11 protein-coding genes, 6 tRNA genes and 3 rRNA genes (1 of these 20 cut by a window edge) are annotated in these 16,071 nt (G+C 48.1%); all 20 read right to left on the bottom strand.

Annotation, left to right across the window (positions count from 1 at the left end):
* Nucleotides 1-50: 50 nt before the first annotated feature.
* Nucleotides 51-4,136 carry a DNA-directed RNA polymerase subunit beta gene (gene rpoB / locus AKN87_RS09965; protein WP_053103336.1) on the bottom strand — a complete coding sequence of 1,362 codons (4,086 nt, stop codon included), beginning with the start codon at nt 4,134-4,136 and terminating at the stop codon, nt 51-53.
* A gap of 200 nt (nt 4,137-4,336) precedes the next feature.
* On the bottom strand, nt 4,337-4,708 hold the full coding sequence (gene rplL / locus AKN87_RS09960; protein ID WP_053100966.1) for a 50S ribosomal protein L7/L12: 372 nt from the start codon (nt 4,706-4,708) through the stop codon (nt 4,337-4,339).
* 79 nt (nt 4,709-4,787) lie between these two features.
* Entirely contained in the window at nt 4,788-5,288 is a 501-nt protein-coding gene (gene rplJ, locus AKN87_RS09955; RefSeq protein ID WP_053100965.1) for a 50S ribosomal protein L10, read from the bottom strand.
* Between the two features lie 164 nt (nt 5,289-5,452).
* Entirely contained in the window at nt 5,453-6,151 is a 699-nt protein-coding gene (rplA, locus tag AKN87_RS09950; RefSeq protein WP_053100964.1) for a 50S ribosomal protein L1, read from the bottom strand.
* Nucleotides 6,151-6,582 (bottom strand): 50S ribosomal protein L11, encoded by a 432-nt coding sequence (gene rplK, locus AKN87_RS09945; RefSeq protein WP_053100963.1) that lies wholly within the window; start codon nt 6,580-6,582, stop codon nt 6,151-6,153. Before rplK ends, rplA begins: the two co-directional genes overlap by 1 nt.
* A gap of 90 nt (nt 6,583-6,672) precedes the next feature.
* Nucleotides 6,673-7,206, bottom strand: coding sequence for a transcription termination/antitermination protein NusG (nusG, locus tag AKN87_RS09940; RefSeq protein ID WP_053100962.1), 534 nt, complete (start codon nt 7,204-7,206; stop codon nt 6,673-6,675).
* Nucleotides 7,207-7,213: 7 nt separating this feature from the next.
* Complete coding sequence (secE, locus tag AKN87_RS09935) at nt 7,214-7,582, bottom strand: preprotein translocase subunit SecE (RefSeq protein WP_053100961.1); 369 nt, start codon at nt 7,580-7,582, stop codon at nt 7,214-7,216.
* 41 nt (nt 7,583-7,623) lie between these two features.
* A tRNA-Trp gene (locus AKN87_RS09930) sits at nt 7,624-7,699 on the bottom strand.
* A 53-nt stretch (nt 7,700-7,752) separates the two neighbouring features.
* Nucleotides 7,753-8,952, bottom strand: coding sequence for an elongation factor Tu (gene tuf / locus AKN87_RS09925; RefSeq protein WP_053103335.1), 1,200 nt, complete (start codon nt 8,950-8,952; stop codon nt 7,753-7,755).
* A gap of 90 nt (nt 8,953-9,042) precedes the next feature.
* Nucleotides 9,043-9,118, bottom strand: a tRNA-Thr gene (locus AKN87_RS09920).
* A 27-nt stretch (nt 9,119-9,145) separates the two neighbouring features.
* Nucleotides 9,146-9,219: transfer RNA gene (locus AKN87_RS09915), tRNA-Gly, on the bottom strand.
* A 20-nt stretch (nt 9,220-9,239) separates the two neighbouring features.
* A tRNA-Tyr gene (locus tag AKN87_RS09910) sits at nt 9,240-9,324 on the bottom strand.
* A gap of 67 nt (nt 9,325-9,391) precedes the next feature.
* A complete protein-coding gene (locus tag AKN87_RS09905) occupies nt 9,392-9,577 on the bottom strand; it encodes a hypothetical protein (protein ID WP_053103334.1) in 186 nt (61 codons plus the stop codon).
* Nucleotides 9,578-9,894: 317 nt separating this feature from the next.
* Nucleotides 9,895-10,635: a type III pantothenate kinase gene (locus AKN87_RS09900; protein WP_053103333.1), complete on the bottom strand. Its 741-nt coding sequence runs from the start codon at nt 10,633-10,635 to the stop codon at nt 9,895-9,897.
* A complete protein-coding gene (gene birA, locus AKN87_RS09895; protein ID WP_053103332.1) occupies nt 10,625-11,575 on the bottom strand; it encodes a bifunctional biotin--[acetyl-CoA-carboxylase] ligase/biotin operon repressor BirA in 951 nt (316 codons plus the stop codon). The genes AKN87_RS09900 and birA overlap by 11 nt, the downstream gene beginning before the upstream one ends.
* Before the next feature lie 672 nt (nt 11,576-12,247).
* Nucleotides 12,248-12,363, bottom strand: a 5S ribosomal RNA gene (gene rrf, locus AKN87_RS09890).
* A gap of 156 nt (nt 12,364-12,519) precedes the next feature.
* Nucleotides 12,520-15,411 (bottom strand): 23S ribosomal RNA (locus AKN87_RS09885).
* Between the two features lie 265 nt (nt 15,412-15,676).
* A tRNA-Ala gene (locus AKN87_RS09880) sits at nt 15,677-15,752 on the bottom strand.
* Between the two features lie 140 nt (nt 15,753-15,892).
* Nucleotides 15,893-15,969: transfer RNA gene (locus AKN87_RS09875), tRNA-Ile, on the bottom strand.
* Between the two features lie 89 nt (nt 15,970-16,058).
* Nucleotides 16,059-16,071 (bottom strand): 16S ribosomal RNA (locus tag AKN87_RS09870) (it continues 1,533 nt past the right edge of the window).
* The 16S, 23S and 5S rRNA genes sit together here with 2 tRNA genes alongside, the layout of an rRNA operon.

The following is a 16,071-nucleotide window of genomic DNA, read 5'->3' as shown; positions in this document are numbered from 1 at the left end:
CAAGTGGAGCAAGGAGCGGGATTCGCTCCCGCTCCTGTGGTGCGCAGGTATTATTCGGTTTCTAGCTCAATATCAATACCGAGCGAGCGGATTTCTTTGATCAGTACGTTGAAGGACTCTGGCATGCCAGGCTCCATACGGTGATCGCCATCCACAATGTTTTTATACATTTTGGTACGGCCGTTTACGTCATCCGACTTAACTGTGAGCATTTCTTGAAGTGTGTATGCTGCACCGTATGCTTCAAGTGCCCACACCTCCATCTCACCGAATCGCTGGCCACCGAACTGTGCCTTACCACCCAGCGGCTGCTGAGTAACCAAGCTGTACGAGCCCGTTGAACGTGCGTGCATCTTGTCATCCACTAAGTGGTTGAGTTTGAGCATGTACATGTAACCGACAGTTACCGGACGATCGAAGGCATTACCTGTACGGCCGTCAAATAAGCGCATTTGACCGCTATCGGGTAAATCGGCTAAACGCAACATAGCTTTGATTTCAGGCTCTTCAGCACCATCAAACACTGGGGTTGCCATAGGCACACCAGCGCGTAGGTTTTTCGCCAAATCAACGATTTCTTTATCGCTCAACTGATTAAGGTCGACGCGATCTTCCACCGAGCCACCCACTTTGTTATAGACCTGATCCAGGAAGTCACGCATTTCTGCAATCTCGCGCTGCTCTTCAAGCATACGGTTGATCTTGACGCCTAAACCATGGGCGGCTAAACCTAAGTGCGTTTCTAAAATCTGTCCGACGTTCATCCGCGACGGTACACCCAGCGGGTTCAACACGATATCAACCGGTACGCCATTCTCATCGTGCGGCATATCTTCTACCGGCATAATGACTGAGACCACACCTTTGTTACCGTGACGACCGGCCATCTTGTCGCCTGGCTGAATGCGACGACGAATTGCTAAGTACACCTTCACTACTTTCTGTACACCAGGAGCGAGGTCATCGCCCTGTTGTAACTTGCGTTTTTTATCTTCAAAACGCTCATCCAGTAATTTACGGCGATCAACTAAGTAAGCATGGGCTTTTTCCAGTTGCTCATTCAGCTCGTCGTCAATCATGCGCAACTTGAACCAGTTGCTGTGCTCGATACCATCTAAAATTTCGTCGCTAAGCTCGGTGCCTTTTTTCACACCCGCACCGCCATCGGCTTTAGCGCCCACTAAGTGGCTGCGTAAACGCTCGAAGGTGGCCTGCTCAACAATACGGAACTCTTCTTTCAGATCTTTACGGATCTCATCAAGCTGGGCATTTTCAATTTCGATCGCCCGTGAGTCACGCTCAACCCCATCACGGGTAAATACTTGAACGTCAATCACTGTACCTTTAGTACCGGTCGGCACTCGCAATGAAGTGTCTTTTACTTCACTGGCTTTTTCACCAAAGATGGCACGGAGCAGTTTTTCTTCTGGGGTTAATTGGGTCTCACCTTTAGGTGTAACTTTACCCACCAGAATATCACCGGCTTCAACTTCAGCACCGACGTACACAATACCGGCTTCATCCAGCTTATTCAGTGCAGCTTCACCCACGTTCGGAATATCCGAGGTGATTTCTTCCACACCTAACTTGGTATCACGGGAGATACAGGTCAGCTCTTGAATATGGATGGTGGTGTAACGGTCTTCTTGTACCACACGCTCAGAAAGGAGGATGGAGTCTTCGAAGTTGTAACCATTCCACGGCATAAAGGCCACGCGCATATTCTGACCCAGTGCCAACTCACCCATATCGGTGGAAGGACCATCGGCCATAATATCGCCACGTTGCACCTGATCACCTTTGCTCACTAACGGGCGCTGGTTAATACAGGTATTTTGGTTAGAGCGGGTGTATTTGGTCAGGTTGTAGATATCTACCCCTGCTTCACCGGCTTCAACTTCATCATCATTGACCCGAACCACAATCCGGCTGGCGTCAACTGACTCAATCACCCCACCACGGCGGGCAACTTCACACACACCCGAGTCGCGCGCTACGTTACGCTCCATTCCGGTTCCCACCAGCGGCTTATCGGCGCGCAGAGTTGGAACTGCCTGACGTTGCATGTTCGAACCCATGAGTGCCCGGTTAGCATCGTCGTGCTCAAGGAATGGAATCAAAGAAGCAGCGACTGACACCACTTGCTTAGGCGAAACGTCCATTAGCGTCACTTCGCTAGGATCTTTCACCGTAAACTCGTTCATGTGACGAACAGTAACTAACTCTTCCGTTAAACGACCTTCTTCGTTCATTGCCGCAGAAGCCTGGGCAATGACGTGATCTGTTTCTTCAATCGCTGACAAAAAGACGATTTCGTCGGTTACCTGGCCTTCTTTAACGATGCGATATGGACTTTCTAAGAAGCCATATTCGTTAGTGTGGGCATAGGTTGCTAGCGAGTTAATCAGACCAATGTTTGGACCTTCCGGCGTTTCTACCGGACACACACGACCGTAGTGGGTTGGGTGTACGTCGCGCACTTCAAAGCCTGCACGCTCACGGGTCAGACCACCTGGGCCAAGCGCCGACACACGACGTTTGTGGGTAATTTCTGACAGCGGGTTGTTTTGGTCCATAAACTGTGACAGCTGGCTTGAACCAAAGAACTCTTTAACCGCAGCCGCTACCGGCTTAGCGTTAATTAAGTCTTGGGGCATTAAGCCTTCGCTTTCAGCCATCGATAAGCGCTCTTTAACAGCACGCTCGACACGCACTAAACCAACACGGAATTGGTTTTCGGCCATCTCACCTACACAGCGCACACGACGGTTACCTAAGTGGTCGATATCATCAACGATACCTTTACCGTTACGAATATCCACTAAGGTTTTTAATACATCAACGATGTCTTCTTTGCTGAGCACGCCTTCGCCAACGATTTCTTCGCGGCCAATACGACGGTTGAACTTCATCCGTCCAACTGCTGAAAGGTCATAACGCTCAGAGCTAAAGAACAAGTTGTTGAATAGGTTTTCTGCAGCTTCTTTAGTTGGCGGCTCGCCTGGGCGCATCATGCGGTAGATTTCTACCAGTGCTTCCAACTCATTGCTGGTGGTATCAATTTTCAGGGTATCTGAAATGAATGGACCACAGTCGATTTCGTTGGTGTACAAGGTTTCAATTCGCACCACACCGGCCTGAGCAATTTTTGCTAGCAGCTCAAGGGTTAACTCGGTGTTGCACTCAACTAAAATTTCACCCGTTGCTGGATGAATCACAGCTTTTGCTGTAGTAAAGCCAACCACATACTCAACAGGTACTGCTAGCTTATTAATGCCTGCAGCTTCTAACTGTTTAATATGGCGCGCGGTGATACGACGACCCTGCTCAACCACTACCTGGTCTTTATCGTCTTTAATATCAAAGGCCGCAATTTCACCACGTAAACGGGCCGGCACTAACTCAAGGTTAAAGCCTTCATCTGCCGACAGATGGAATACGTTGGTGTCATAGAAAATTTCTAGGATTTCTTCCGTACTATAGCCAATAGCACGCAGCAATACCGATGCAGGTAATTTACGACGACGGTCGATACGTACGAACACGCAGTCTTTTGCATCAAACTCAAAGTCTAACCATGAACCACGGTAAGGAATAACTCGTGCCGAATAAAGAAGTTTACCTGAGCTATGGGTTTTACCACGGTCATGATCATAGAAAACGCCCGGTGACCGGTGTAACTGAGAAACGATAACCCGTTCAGTACCATTAATTACAAAGGTACCGTTTTCGGTCATCAAGGGGATCTCCCCCATATACACTTCTTGCTCTTTAATGTCTTTAATCGCTTTGTTTGCTGATTCGCGATCAAAAATAATTAAGCGCACTTTTACCCGTAGCGGTGCCGCATAGGTCACGCCACGTAAAGAGCATTCTTTAACATCAAAAGCTGGCTCACCTAAACGGTAGCCAACATACTCAAGGGCCGCGTTGCCCGAGTAGCTCATGATTGGAAATACAGACTTAAAGGCCGCATGTAGGCCAATGTCGCGGAACTGCTCCTTGCTCACGCCTGCCTGCAAAAATTCGCGATAAGAGTCTAATTGGATTGCCAGCAAATAAGGCACATCCATGACATTTTGCAGCTTGCTAAAGTCCTTGCGGATACGTTTTTTCTCAGTATATGAGTAAGCCATTAGCGTTCCCCAGCTTGGTCACCTGCTTATTGATTACTCGACGTGAGTAACCAGAAAATCGTGCAAAACCACTCGTTTGCTCACCCTCAACGGGGTGGAGCCGTCTAACTTGCTTTAAGCTTTTAGAACGGAAAAAGGCCGGTGGCAATTGCCACCAGCCATCAGCCTTGCGAAGAGCTGGCTGTAACGCAAAGTCGAAATTACTTAAGTTCGACTTTAGCGCCCGCTTCTTCAAGCGCTTTTTTAGCTGCTTCAGCTTCTTCTTTAGCAACGTCTTCTTTAACTGCAGCTGGAGCACCGTCAACTACTGCTTTAGCTTCTTTCAAGCCTAAACCAGTGATTTCACGTACTGCTTTAATAACGTTAACTTTCTTGTCACCTGCTTCTAACAGCATGATGGTGAACTCAGTTTGCTCTGCTGCTGCTTCAGCACCACCAGCCGCTGGGCCAGCTGCTACAGCTGCTGCTGCAGTTACGCCGAACTTCTCTTCCATTGCTTCGATCAGTTCAACAACTTGCATCACTGACATTTCAGAGATTGCATTTAGGATATCTTCGTTAGTAAGAGCCATGACTCTATCTTCCTATAGTAGGGATAGCGCTTTAACGCCATCAAAATCAAAAAATAATTTACAAAAAGTGCAGTTAGGCTTATGCCGCTTCTGCTTCTTTTTGGTCGCGAACTGCCGCCAGAGTACGAGCCAGCTTGCTGGTAGCGCCTTGAATAACGCTCATCAGCTTGGAGATAGCTTCGTCGTAAGTTGGTAAAGTTGCCAACACATCAATCTGGGTAGCTGCGATAAAGTTGCCTTCAAACGCGGCGCCTTTGATCTCAAACTTGTCTTGACCTTTAGCGAACTCTTTGAAAATACGAGCAGCTGCGCCCGGATGTTCGTTAGAGAAAGCAATCAAGGTAGGACCGGTAAAGGTCTCAGCCAGAACGGTGTACTCCGTTCCTTCTACTGCACGACGCAGTAAAGTGTTACGTACTACACGCACATAAACACCGGCTTCACGAGCTTCTTTACGCAGTTGAGTCATTGCACCAACGGTCACGCCACGGGCATCAGCCACAACAGCGGACAGAGCACCTTTAGCAGCCTCATTGACTTCAGCGACGATGGCTTTCTTGTCTTCGAGTCTAATTGCCACGGGTTTAACTCCTGCTTATTACCTTTATGCTCAAATTACTTTGAGCGCGTTTGGTGTCTGATTCTCAAGGAACCGGGAGCACCATCTACGTAGGCTTAACTATTAAGGCATGCCACCTACGGTCTTGGACGGCCCCCGCTAAGCAGGGACCCCAAATTGTTAAATCACTTATCGGACAAAGAAGCCGCATCAATGATTAAACCAGGTCCCATAGTACTGCTCAGCGTAATACGCTTGATGTAGATACCTTTGGAACTTGCTGGCTTTAAGCGACGCAGTTCATTTAATAATGCTTCTGCGTTCTGCTTTAATTTTGCTGGTTCAAAATCAATTTGACCAATCGCTGCGTGGATAATACCGTTTTTGTCGGTACGGAAACGCGCCTGACCGGACTTAGCATTCTGCACTGCAGTCGCTACGTCTGGAGTCACGGTACCCACTTTCGGGTTAGGCATTAAGCCACGTGGACCTAATACTTGACCTAATTGACCCACAACACGCATAGCGTCAGGTGAGGCAATAACTACGTCGTAGTTTAAGTCGCCCGCTTTCATTTCTTCAGCGAGATCTTCCATACCCACTTTGTCAGCGCCTGCAGCTAATGCCGCTTCAGCAGCTGGGCCTTGAGTGAATACAGCAACACGTACAGTCTTACCGGTACCATTTGGTAATACGGTAGCACCACGTACTACTTGGTCTGATTTACGTGGATCAACGCCTAGGTTAACCGCAACGTCAACTGACTCTTTAAACTTAACGGTGGATAATTCAGCTAATAATGCGGCTGCATCTTCGAACGCGTACACTTTGCCCGCTTCTACTTTTTCCGCAATGGCCTTTTGGCGCTTAGTTACTTTAGACATTATACGCCCTCCACATTTAGACCCATGCTGCGCGCAGAGCCAGCGATGGTACGAACTGCTGCTTCTAAGTCGGCTGCGGTTAAGTCAGCATCTTTAGCTTTAGCAATTTCTTCTAATTGTGCACGCGTTACAGTACCCACTTTCTGAGTGTTTGGACGCGCAGAACCGGCGTTAACGCCTGCGGCTTTCTTCAATAAGAATGCAGCTGGAGTACTTTTAGTTTCAAAAGTAAAGCTACGGTCGCTGTACACAGTGATAATCACAGGAACCGGTAAACCTGGCTCCATGCTTTGTGTTTTAGCGTTGAATGCTTTACAGAATTCCATGATGTTTACACCGTGCTGACCCAGTGCAGGACCAACTGGTGGTGACGGGTTTGCTTGGCCCGCTTTTACTTGAAGCTTAATATAAGCTTGAATTTTCTTTGCCATGTTTTACTCCAGATGGGTGATCGCCTTACGGCTCCCCTATTAATACGCTGCCGAAACAGCAAAAGCACAGTAGGATACTGTGCTTTTTTACTAAACTTTTTCTACTTGAGAGAACTCAAGCTCTACTGGGGTTGAGCGTCCAAAAATAGACACTGCCACCTGCAAGCGGTTCTTCTCGTAGTTAACCACTTCAACCACACCATTAAAGTCAGCAAACGGACCTTCGTTAACACGTACCGTTTCACCTGGCTCAAACAATGTTTTCGGTCTTGGCTTGTCACCACTGTCTGCCACTCGACGCAAAATTGCTTCTGCCTCGCGCTCAGTAATAGGTGCAGGACGATCAGCTGTCCCACCAATAAAACCCATTACTCGTGGCGTACTTTTAACTAAGTGCCATGCCGCTTCGCTCATTTCCATCTGTACTAAGACATAACCTGGAAAGAACTTTTGCTCACTTTTGCGACGCTGGCCATTACGCATTTCGACCACTTCTTCGGTAGGAACCAAAATCTCACCGAACTGATCTTCCATGCCATGCAGAGCAATTCGCTCCGCCAACGAGCGCATTACATGCTTCTCATAACCAGAGTAGGCATGCACAACGTACCATCTTTTAGACACTGAGCACCTACCCTAGAATCTTCGAGACGATGAAGCCAATAAAGGTATCAATACCCCAAAGGATCAGCGCCATAATTAATACGACAGCCACTACAATCAAAGTAGTTTGCGTGGTTTCTTGACGTGTGGGCCAGACAACTCTACGGATCTCTGCTCGCGACTCTTTTGCCAACTTGGCAAATGCACGTCCTTTTGCAGTCTGAAGCGCCACATAACCAGCAGCAACTGCTAAGACAACGAGACCAATCGCACGATAAAAAACAGATTCTCCGGAAAAGTAGTAATTGCCTACCACTCCCACTGCAACCAGAAGCGCAACAACAATCCACTTTATAAGATCGGAGCGGGGTTCTTGAGCTTCAACTTTTGCATTCATGAATCAGAATCCCGTTTCAAAAAGCCACTTTAGAGTTAAAGTGGCAGGCCACGAGGGAATCGAACCCCCAACCTACGGTTTTGGAGACCGTCGCTCTGCCAATTGAGCTAGTGGCCTGTAGCTAGATTAGGTCACGCATGATACAGACCTAATCTAGTATTAGCAACTACTTAAGCAATAATTTTCGCAACAACGCCCGCACCTACGGTACGACCGCCTTCACGAATTGCAAAGCGTAAGCCTTCTTCCATCGCAATCGGCGCGATCAAAGTAACTTCTAGCTTAACGTTATCGCCTGGCATTACCATTTCTACGCCTTCTGGCAGTTCACAGTTACCAGTTACGTCCGTAGTACGGAAGTAGAACTGTGGACGGTAGCCTTTGAAGAACGGAGTATGGCGACCACCTTCGTCTTTAGACAGAACATAAACTTCTGCTTCAAACTTGGTGTGCGGCTTGATCGTGCCTGGCTTAGCCAGTACTTGACCACGCTGAACGTCTTCACGCTTAGTACCACGCAGTAAGATACCGCAGTTCTCACCCGCACGACCTTCGTCGAGCAGTTTACGGAACATCTCAACACCGGTACAAGTAGTTTTAGTGGTGTCTTTCAGACCAACGATCTCGATCTCTTCACCTACTTTAACGATACCGCGCTCAACACGACCAGTTACTACAGTACCACGGCCTGAAATTGAGAATACGTCTTCGATTGGCATCAAGAACGCCTGATCGATTGCACGTACTGGCTCTGGGATGTACGCGTCTAAAGTTTCTACCAGAGTCTTAACCGCAGTAGTACCTAGGCCGTTTTCATCTTCGCCGTTCAGCGCCATTAACGCAGAACCGGTGATGATTGGGGTGTCATCGCCTGGGAAATCGTAAGTGCTGAGCAGGTCACGCACTTCCATTTCAACTAGCTCTAACAGCTCTTCATCGTCAACCATGTCCGCTTTGTTCAGGAACACAACGATGTACGGAACACCTACCTGACGTGACAGCAGGATGTGCTCACGGGTCTGTGGCATAGGGCCATCAGCCGCTGAACAAACCAGAATAGCGCCGTCCATCTGAGCAGCACCAGTGATCATGTTCTTAACGTAGTCGGCGTGACCTGGGCAGTCAACGTGCGCGTAGTGACGAGTCGGAGAATCGTACTCTACGTGTGACGTGTTAATGGTGATACCACGTGCTTTCTCTTCTGGAGCGTTATCGATTTGGTCATAGCCCTTAGAAGAGCCTGCGCCACCGAAAACTTCAGCACATACACGAGTTAATGCAGCTGTTAACGTGGTTTTACCGTGGTCAACGTGACCAATAGTACCAACGTTTAAGTGCGGTTTACTGCGTTCGAATTTTTCTTTAGCCATTGATACGCTCCTTTAGTATTCAGAAAGCACTTTTATAGATAGCTAGATAGCACAAAGGCAGATATATAGTTATATCTGCCTTTATGAGAATGGAGCTCATGAGCGGAGTTGAACCGCTGACCTCACCCTTACCAAGGGTGTGCTCTACCAACTGAGCTACATGAGCGTCTATACTTTTAAACAACTTGCAATTTGGAGCGGGTAGCGGGAATCGAACCCGCATCATCAGCTTGGAAGGCTGAGGTTCTACCACTAAACTATACCCGCAACTGCAACTCGCTAGAAAATGGTGGAGGGAGAAGGATTCGAACCTTCGAAGTCGTAGACGTCAGATTTACAGTCTGATCCCTTTGGCCGCTCGGGAACCCCTCCGATTTACAGGGCGCTATATTGCCTTCACTTCAATCATCTGTCAAGCCTAATCTTAATTATTTTGCAATTATTCAATAACTCGACCGAGTTTCATCTGGGGATAATCATGAAATAGCGCTAAAACTAGGCCAGCATCCAATAAAGCCCGTGTTCTTTGATCAACATTTAGCCAGCAGGATAACTGCTGCTCGACCCGCTCACGAATCAAGGTTTTAACAACTCCTTGCTGATTCAACTGCTGCTTGATTCGCAATGCTTCTTCATAGCTGGCTGTCTTGCCACAAACGATAGCCCTTAAGTACCCCTGCTGTATCCTCTTCAGCAAGATAAACTAGATAACTTAGCGTTTGATCAACTTAATGCTCAACCAGTGTGCTACATCTAGATTTGCTAAACGCTGCCGCAACGATGCAGCTGAACCAACTGCTGGGGAAATAACTACGAATGCATATTACCAAACCAATCTGCACCTACTCCCCAACTAAAACAATACCCCCGCATTCACCAACCACAAACCAATACATAACCAACGTATATACAAGCCTTAGACCCAGCTTGTGCGCCAAATCACTACAAGATTGATAAGGGACAAGCAAGTGCGAGACCTGCAAACACTAAGTCAGGCGCCTGAATCGCTGCAAACCCTAGCTCAGCTAGCAACTCGGCATCACCGCCTACCACCACTAACTTAAATTCTGCTAAGAACGTTTGCTCCGCAACCCTTAACTGCTGAGCAATGAACCCCTTCATCATTTGCCGCACTCCGGCCTCAATACCTGCTGCAGTGCTTGTTTGCGGCAATAATAGATTGGGCGCTTGCTCTTCTAGAGCTACATTCAATCGCTGAGCTTTTTGCATCAGTGTCGAACGCATCAACTCTAGTCCTGGGGCAATTACTCCGCCCAAATATACGCCTGCGGCACTGACAAAATCAGCTGTTACTGCAGTGCCAAAATCTAGCACTAAACAATGGCTCTGATATTGACTATGAGCAGCTACTGCAGCTAACCAGCGGTCAACTCCTAACTTCTCAGGGTGCACGTAGCTGTTTTTTACTCCGGCTAATTCAGCTGTAGATTTTGCCAAATGCACCGGAATCCCTAAACGCTCGATAGCTGCAGCATATTCAACCACTGCTGGTTCTTGCCACACGCTCGCCATACGACAGGCGCTAATTTGCGTAGCAGCTACCGGCAAACTTTTTTCAACCGCCTGTTTCGGCGTTAGGCTACCTCGGGCAACGACTGTCTGGGCTGCATTTAATAGCCGCCACTTTACCCGTGTATTTCCGCAATCTAACTCAAGAATCATGTTGTTTCCGCAAACTGATTTCACCACCGCTAAATACCCGCTGCTCACCACTGTCTAGCGTTACGATCAAGCCCCCGGTATCGGCTACTCCCGCTAACTGGCCATGAATCACTTGACTGGCGGTTGACACACTAACAGCTTGCCCCTGCCAACTATTGGCACGCTGCCACTCTTCTCGAAAACCACTAAAGCCTTGACTAAAGTGCTGCTCAAGCATGCCTTGCAGCTCAACAATAAACTGCTGCACCAGCTGATTGCGATTTAGTAACTGCTGACCTGCCTCACGCAATGAAGTCCAAGCTTGGTCAATCTCAGCCTGCTGCATATTGACATTAATACCAACACCAATAATGACATGACACTTGTCTGAAGGATCACCAACGATTTCCAGCAAAATACCAGCACACTTACTACCATTGAGCAGTAAGTCATTAGGCCACTTAAGTCCTAGCTCCAGCTCAGGCAATCGCTGCTTCAAGACCCGATATAACGCCAAGCCAACGACTAAGCTCAAACCTTCTAACTGGGCAAAGCTGTGTTTCACAGGCCACACTAAACTGAGATAAATATTTTGCGCCGGCGGACTTACCCAGTCTCGCCCACGTCGGCCTCGGCCGGCAGTTTGCTGCTCGGCCAATACTAAAAAAGGCGCGGCTTGTTTAGCCAGCAAATGGGTTGCTGCTTGGTTAGTGGAGTCAGTGCTCTGATACACCGTTACCGGCATCGCTACCGCCAGCTCAATCAATGCCTGATCGAGCAGCCATTGCCCCTGTGGTAGACGATAGCCTTTACCTTTCAAGCGTTCAACTGGCAGCCCCATGCTCAGCTCCAGTGCTTCAATCCGCTTCCAGACTGCCGCCCGAGAGATACCTAGGTGCTTACCAATTGCCTCACCAGAGTGATACTGACCATCATTAAGTAACTGCAGTAACTGAAACATATGTATTCTTAGCCATAAATAAATATGGCAAAGTAGCATATTTTCATTCACTAATACGCTGCAAGCCCTGAAAATAATTAAGGCCCTGACGCATCAACGCCAGCGCCTTAATTAATTACCCAAACCAGCCTCAGTAATTAACGCTCACATAGTGCCTCTTTGGCATAATTGAGCGGTTATACCAGATAATCAAAAATAGTTTTTTCATCGGTCCCAATATCTACTGTAGCAATCATGCCTAGCACAATTGGATGAGAAGCTATCCCATCATGCACTACTGAGTATAAGATTTCCTCCTTGATTTGGCTTTTCAATGACTCAACTGCAACTATGATATCCACCCTTCAACCTGAGCCACCAGAACAGAGCAGAACCTCTTCACAAGTACCTACATCGAACACTGATGCATTTAGAAGGTAAGCACAAAATCGTTATAGCAGCAGTTTTAGCCCCTTTAAAAGAAAGCGAATAAAAAACCTCAGCAAGCTCGCCTCAAATTTCTAATTAACCCCTCTATTTCAGAGGCCATACTCTGATGTTATTCAATTACAAAGTCACTTGACTCATCAACAGCAATAAATATAAGTAGAAGCAGGCCATTTAGAAGCATAAGAAACGGCAGGCAAAAAAAATCCCCTGTCGCGATGTGCGTACAGGGGATTTTTGTTTGGCGCTTGACGATGACCTACTCTCACATGGGGAAACCCCACACTACCATCGGCGATACATCGTTTCACTACTGAGTTCGGGAAGGGATCAGGTGGTTCCAACGCTCTATGGTCGTCAAGCAATTCTTTAGAAGGTCCGTTGTGGGCTGGGCAGGTGTGCCTCGGCTTTGTCGTGCCTTCGAATTAGGTATGTAATAGTAGTTGATTCGGTGTTTTGAGTTCAACTAAATTTTCGTTTGTTTGGTATCAACCAGACCCAAATTGTTTGGGTGTTATATGGTCAAGCCTCACGGGCAATTAGTATTGGTTAGCTCAACGCCTCACAGCGCTTACACACCCAACCTATCAACGTCGTAGTCTTCGACGGCCCTTTAGGGGATTCAAGATCCCAGTGAGATCTCATCTTGAGGCACGCTTCCCGCTTAGATGCTTTCAGCGGTTATCGTTTCCGAACATAGCTACCCGGCAATGCCACTGGCGTGACAACCGGAACACCAGAGGTTCGTCCACTCCGGTCCTCTCGTACTAGGAGCAGCCCCTCTCAAATCTCAAACGTCCACGGCAGATAGGGACCGAACTGTCTCACGACGTTCTAAACCCAGCTCGCGTACCACTTTAAATGGCGAACAGCCATACCCTTGGGACCGGCTTCAGCCCCAGGATGTGATGAGCCGACATCGAGGTGCCAAACACCGCCGTCGATATGAACTCTTGGGCGGTATCAGCCTGTTATCCCCGGAGTACCTTTTATCCGTTGAGCGATGGCCCTTCCATACAGAACCACCGGATCACTAAGACCTACTTTCGTACCTGCTCGACTTGTTGGTCTCGCAGTTAAGCGCGCTTTTGCCTTTATACTCTTAGACCGATTTCCGACCGGCCCGAGCGCACCTTCGTACTCCTCCGTTACTCTTTAGGAGGAGACCGCCCCAGTCAAACTACCCACCATACACTGTCTTCGATCCGGCTTACGGACCTGAGTTAGAACCTCAAAGTTGCCAGGGTGGTATTTCAAGGTTGGCTCCACTGCAACTGGCGTCACAGTTTCAAAGCCTCCCACCTATCCTACACAAACAACTTCAAAGTCCAGTGCAAAGCTATAGTAAAGGTTCACGGGGTCTTTCCGTCTTGCCGCGGATACACTGCATCTTCACAGCGATTTCAATTTCACTGAGTCTCGGGTGGAGACAGCGCCGCCATCGTTACGCCATTCGTGCAGGTCGGAACTTACCCGACAAGGAATTTCGCTACCTTAGGACCGTTATAGTTACGGCCGCCGTTTACCGGGGCTTCGATCAAGAGCTTCGCTTGCGCTAACCCCATCAATTAACCTTCCGGCACCGGGCAGGCGTCAGACCCTATACGTCCACTTTCGTGTTTGCAGAGTCCTGTGTTTTTAATAAACAGTCGCAGCGGCCTGGTATCTTCGACCAGCCAGAGCTTACGGAGCAAGTCCTTCACCCTAGCCGGCGCACCTTCTCCCGAAGTTACGGTGCCATTTTGCCTAGTTCCTTCACCCGAGTTCTCTCAAGCGCCTTGGTATTCTCTACCCGACCACCTGTGTCGGTTTGGGGTACGGTTCCTAACTATCTGAAGCTTAGAAGATTTTCTTGGAAGCATGGCATCAACCACTTCATCCTCATAAGAGGACTCGTCATCAGCTCTCGGCCTTAAGATCCCGGATTTGCCTAAGATCTCAGCCTACTGCCTTAAACACGGACAACCAACGCCGCGCTGGCCTAGCCTTCTCCGTCTCTCCATCGCAATAGTTAGAAGTACAGGAATATTAACCTGTTTCCCATCGATTACACTTCTCAGTCTCACCTTAGGGGCCGACTCACCCTGCGTCGATTAACGTGGCGCAGGAAACCTTGGTCTTTCGGCGTGGAAGTTTTTCACTCCCATTATCGTTACTCATGTCAGCATTCGCACTTCTGATACCTCCAGCAAGCTTCTCAACTCACCTTCACAGGCTTACAGAACGCTCCTCTACCGCACACTCAAAAGAGTGCACCCGTAGCTTCGGTGTATGGTTTGAGCCCCGTTACATCTTCCGCGCAGGCCGACTCGACTAGTGAGCTATTACGCTTTCTTTAAAGGGTGGCTGCTTCTAAGCCAACCTCCTAGCTGTCTAAGCCTTCCCACATCGTTTCCCACTTAACCATAACTTTGGGACCTTAGCTGACGGTCTGGGTTGTTTCCCTTTCCACGACGGACGTTAGCACCCGCCGTGTGTCTCCCATGCTCGCACTTGCTGGTATTCGGAGTTTGCATCGGGTTGGTAAGTCGAGATGACCCCCTAGCCGAAACAGTGCTCTACCCCCAGCAGTGATACATGAGGCGCTACCTAAATAGCTTTCGAGGAGAACCAGCTATCTCCGGACTTGATTAGCCTTTCACTCCGATCCACAGGTCATCCCCTAATTTTTCAACATTAGTGGGTTCGGTCCTCCAGTTAGTGTTACCCAACCTTCAACCTGCCCATGGATAGATCGTCCGGTTTCGGGTCTATACCCAGCGACTATTCGCCCTATTAAGACTCGCTTTCGCTACGCCTTCCCTATTCGGTTAAGCTTGCCACTGAATATAAGTCGCTGACCCATTATACAAAAGGTACGCAGTCACAGAACAAAGTCTGCTCCTACTGCTTGTACGCATACGGTTTCAGGTTCTATTTCACTCCCCTCTCCGGGGTTCTTTTCGCCTTTCCCTCACGGTACTGGTTCACTATCGGTCAGTCAGTAGTATTTAGCCTTGGAGGATGGTCCCCCCATATTCAGACAAAGTTTCTCGTGCTCCGTCCTACTCGATTTCACTTCTATAACGTTTTCGTATACAGGACTATCACCTACTATGGTCACGTTTCCCACCGTGTTTTACTAACGTTAAAGAAGCTTAAGGGCTGGTCCCCGTTCGCTCGCCACTACTAAGGGAATCTCAATTGATTTCTTTTCCTCCGGGTACTTAGATGTTTCAGTTCCCCGGGTTCGCCTCTTGCACCTATGTATTCAGTACAAGATACCTAACTTATGTTAGGTGGGTTTCCCCATTCAGAGATCTCCGGATCAAAGGTTATTTGCCACCTCCCCGAAGCTTATCGCAGGCTATCACGTCTTTCATCGCCTCTGACTGCCAAGGCATCCGCCGTATGCGCTTATTCACTTGACCATATAACCCCAAACAATCTGCTTCACAGCGATTATTCAAAGTCAGTCGTGAATGGTTTGATACTTTCGCCGAAAATTCGCTTGAACTCGCAAATTTTACCTTAGCCTAATCATTACCAGTGAAAGTAATGAATTAGTCTTTTTTACTTCTATCACATACCTAAATTTTTAAAGAACAGTTCTGATTAAAAAATCAGAAATCAATATTTCAATCAAGCAAAGAAATACTCATTTCTGATCTCTCGTCACAGTTACATGTAATGTATTGGTGGAGCCATGCGGGATCGAACCGCAGACCTCCTGCGTGCAAGGCAGGCGCTCTCCCAGCTGAGCTATGGCCCCAATACAACGTATTGAAGAACCGTTACCCCATCTGATAACTGACAGTGTTTATACACTGAATTTTATGTTAACCAAGGCATTTAAAGGCGAAGTTTAGTCAAACTAAACGAGGCTTTAAATAACGCAGGGTAAGATAAAATTGGTGGGTCTGGGCAGAGTTGAACTGCCGACCTCACCCTTATCAGGGGTGCGCTCTAACCAACTGAGCTACAGACCCAATTATCACTTGGGTGTAGACCCAATCGCATTACATATATAAATCAAGCAATTCGTGTGGATGCTCATGAAGACGCTGATGTCTTCGATTAAGGAGGTGATC

This window comes from Thiopseudomonas alkaliphila (assembly GCF_001267175.1).
Classification (GTDB): domain Bacteria; phylum Pseudomonadota; class Gammaproteobacteria; order Pseudomonadales; family Pseudomonadaceae; genus Oblitimonas; species Oblitimonas alkaliphila.
The sequence above is the reverse complement of the archived record's forward strand: the minus strand, read 5'-3'. Positions and strand labels throughout refer to the sequence as shown.

Coding starts and splice junctions, on each gene's coding strand:
- rplL (WP_053100966.1), bottom strand. CDS start 4,708: ATGGCTCTTACTAACGAAGATATCCTAAATGCAATCTCTGAAATGTCA.
- birA (WP_053103332.1), bottom strand. CDS start 11,575: ATGTTTCAGTTACTGCAGTTACTTAATGATGGTCAGTATCACTCTGGT.
- tuf (WP_053103335.1), bottom strand. CDS start 8,952: ATGGCTAAAGAAAAATTCGAACGCAGTAAACCGCACTTAAACGTTGGT.
- rpoB (WP_053103336.1), bottom strand. CDS start 4,136: ATGGCTTACTCATATACTGAGAAAAAACGTATCCGCAAGGACTTTAGC.
- AKN87_RS09900 (WP_053103333.1), bottom strand. CDS start 10,635: ATGATTCTTGAGTTAGATTGCGGAAATACACGGGTAAAGTGGCGGCTA.
- rplA (WP_053100964.1), bottom strand. CDS start 6,151: ATGTCTAAAGTAACTAAGCGCCAAAAGGCCATTGCGGAAAAAGTAGAA.
- secE (WP_053100961.1), bottom strand. CDS start 7,582: ATGAATGCAAAAGTTGAAGCTCAAGAACCCCGCTCCGATCTTATAAAG.
- rplK (WP_053100963.1), bottom strand. CDS start 6,582: ATGGCAAAGAAAATTCAAGCTTATATTAAGCTTCAAGTAAAAGCGGGC.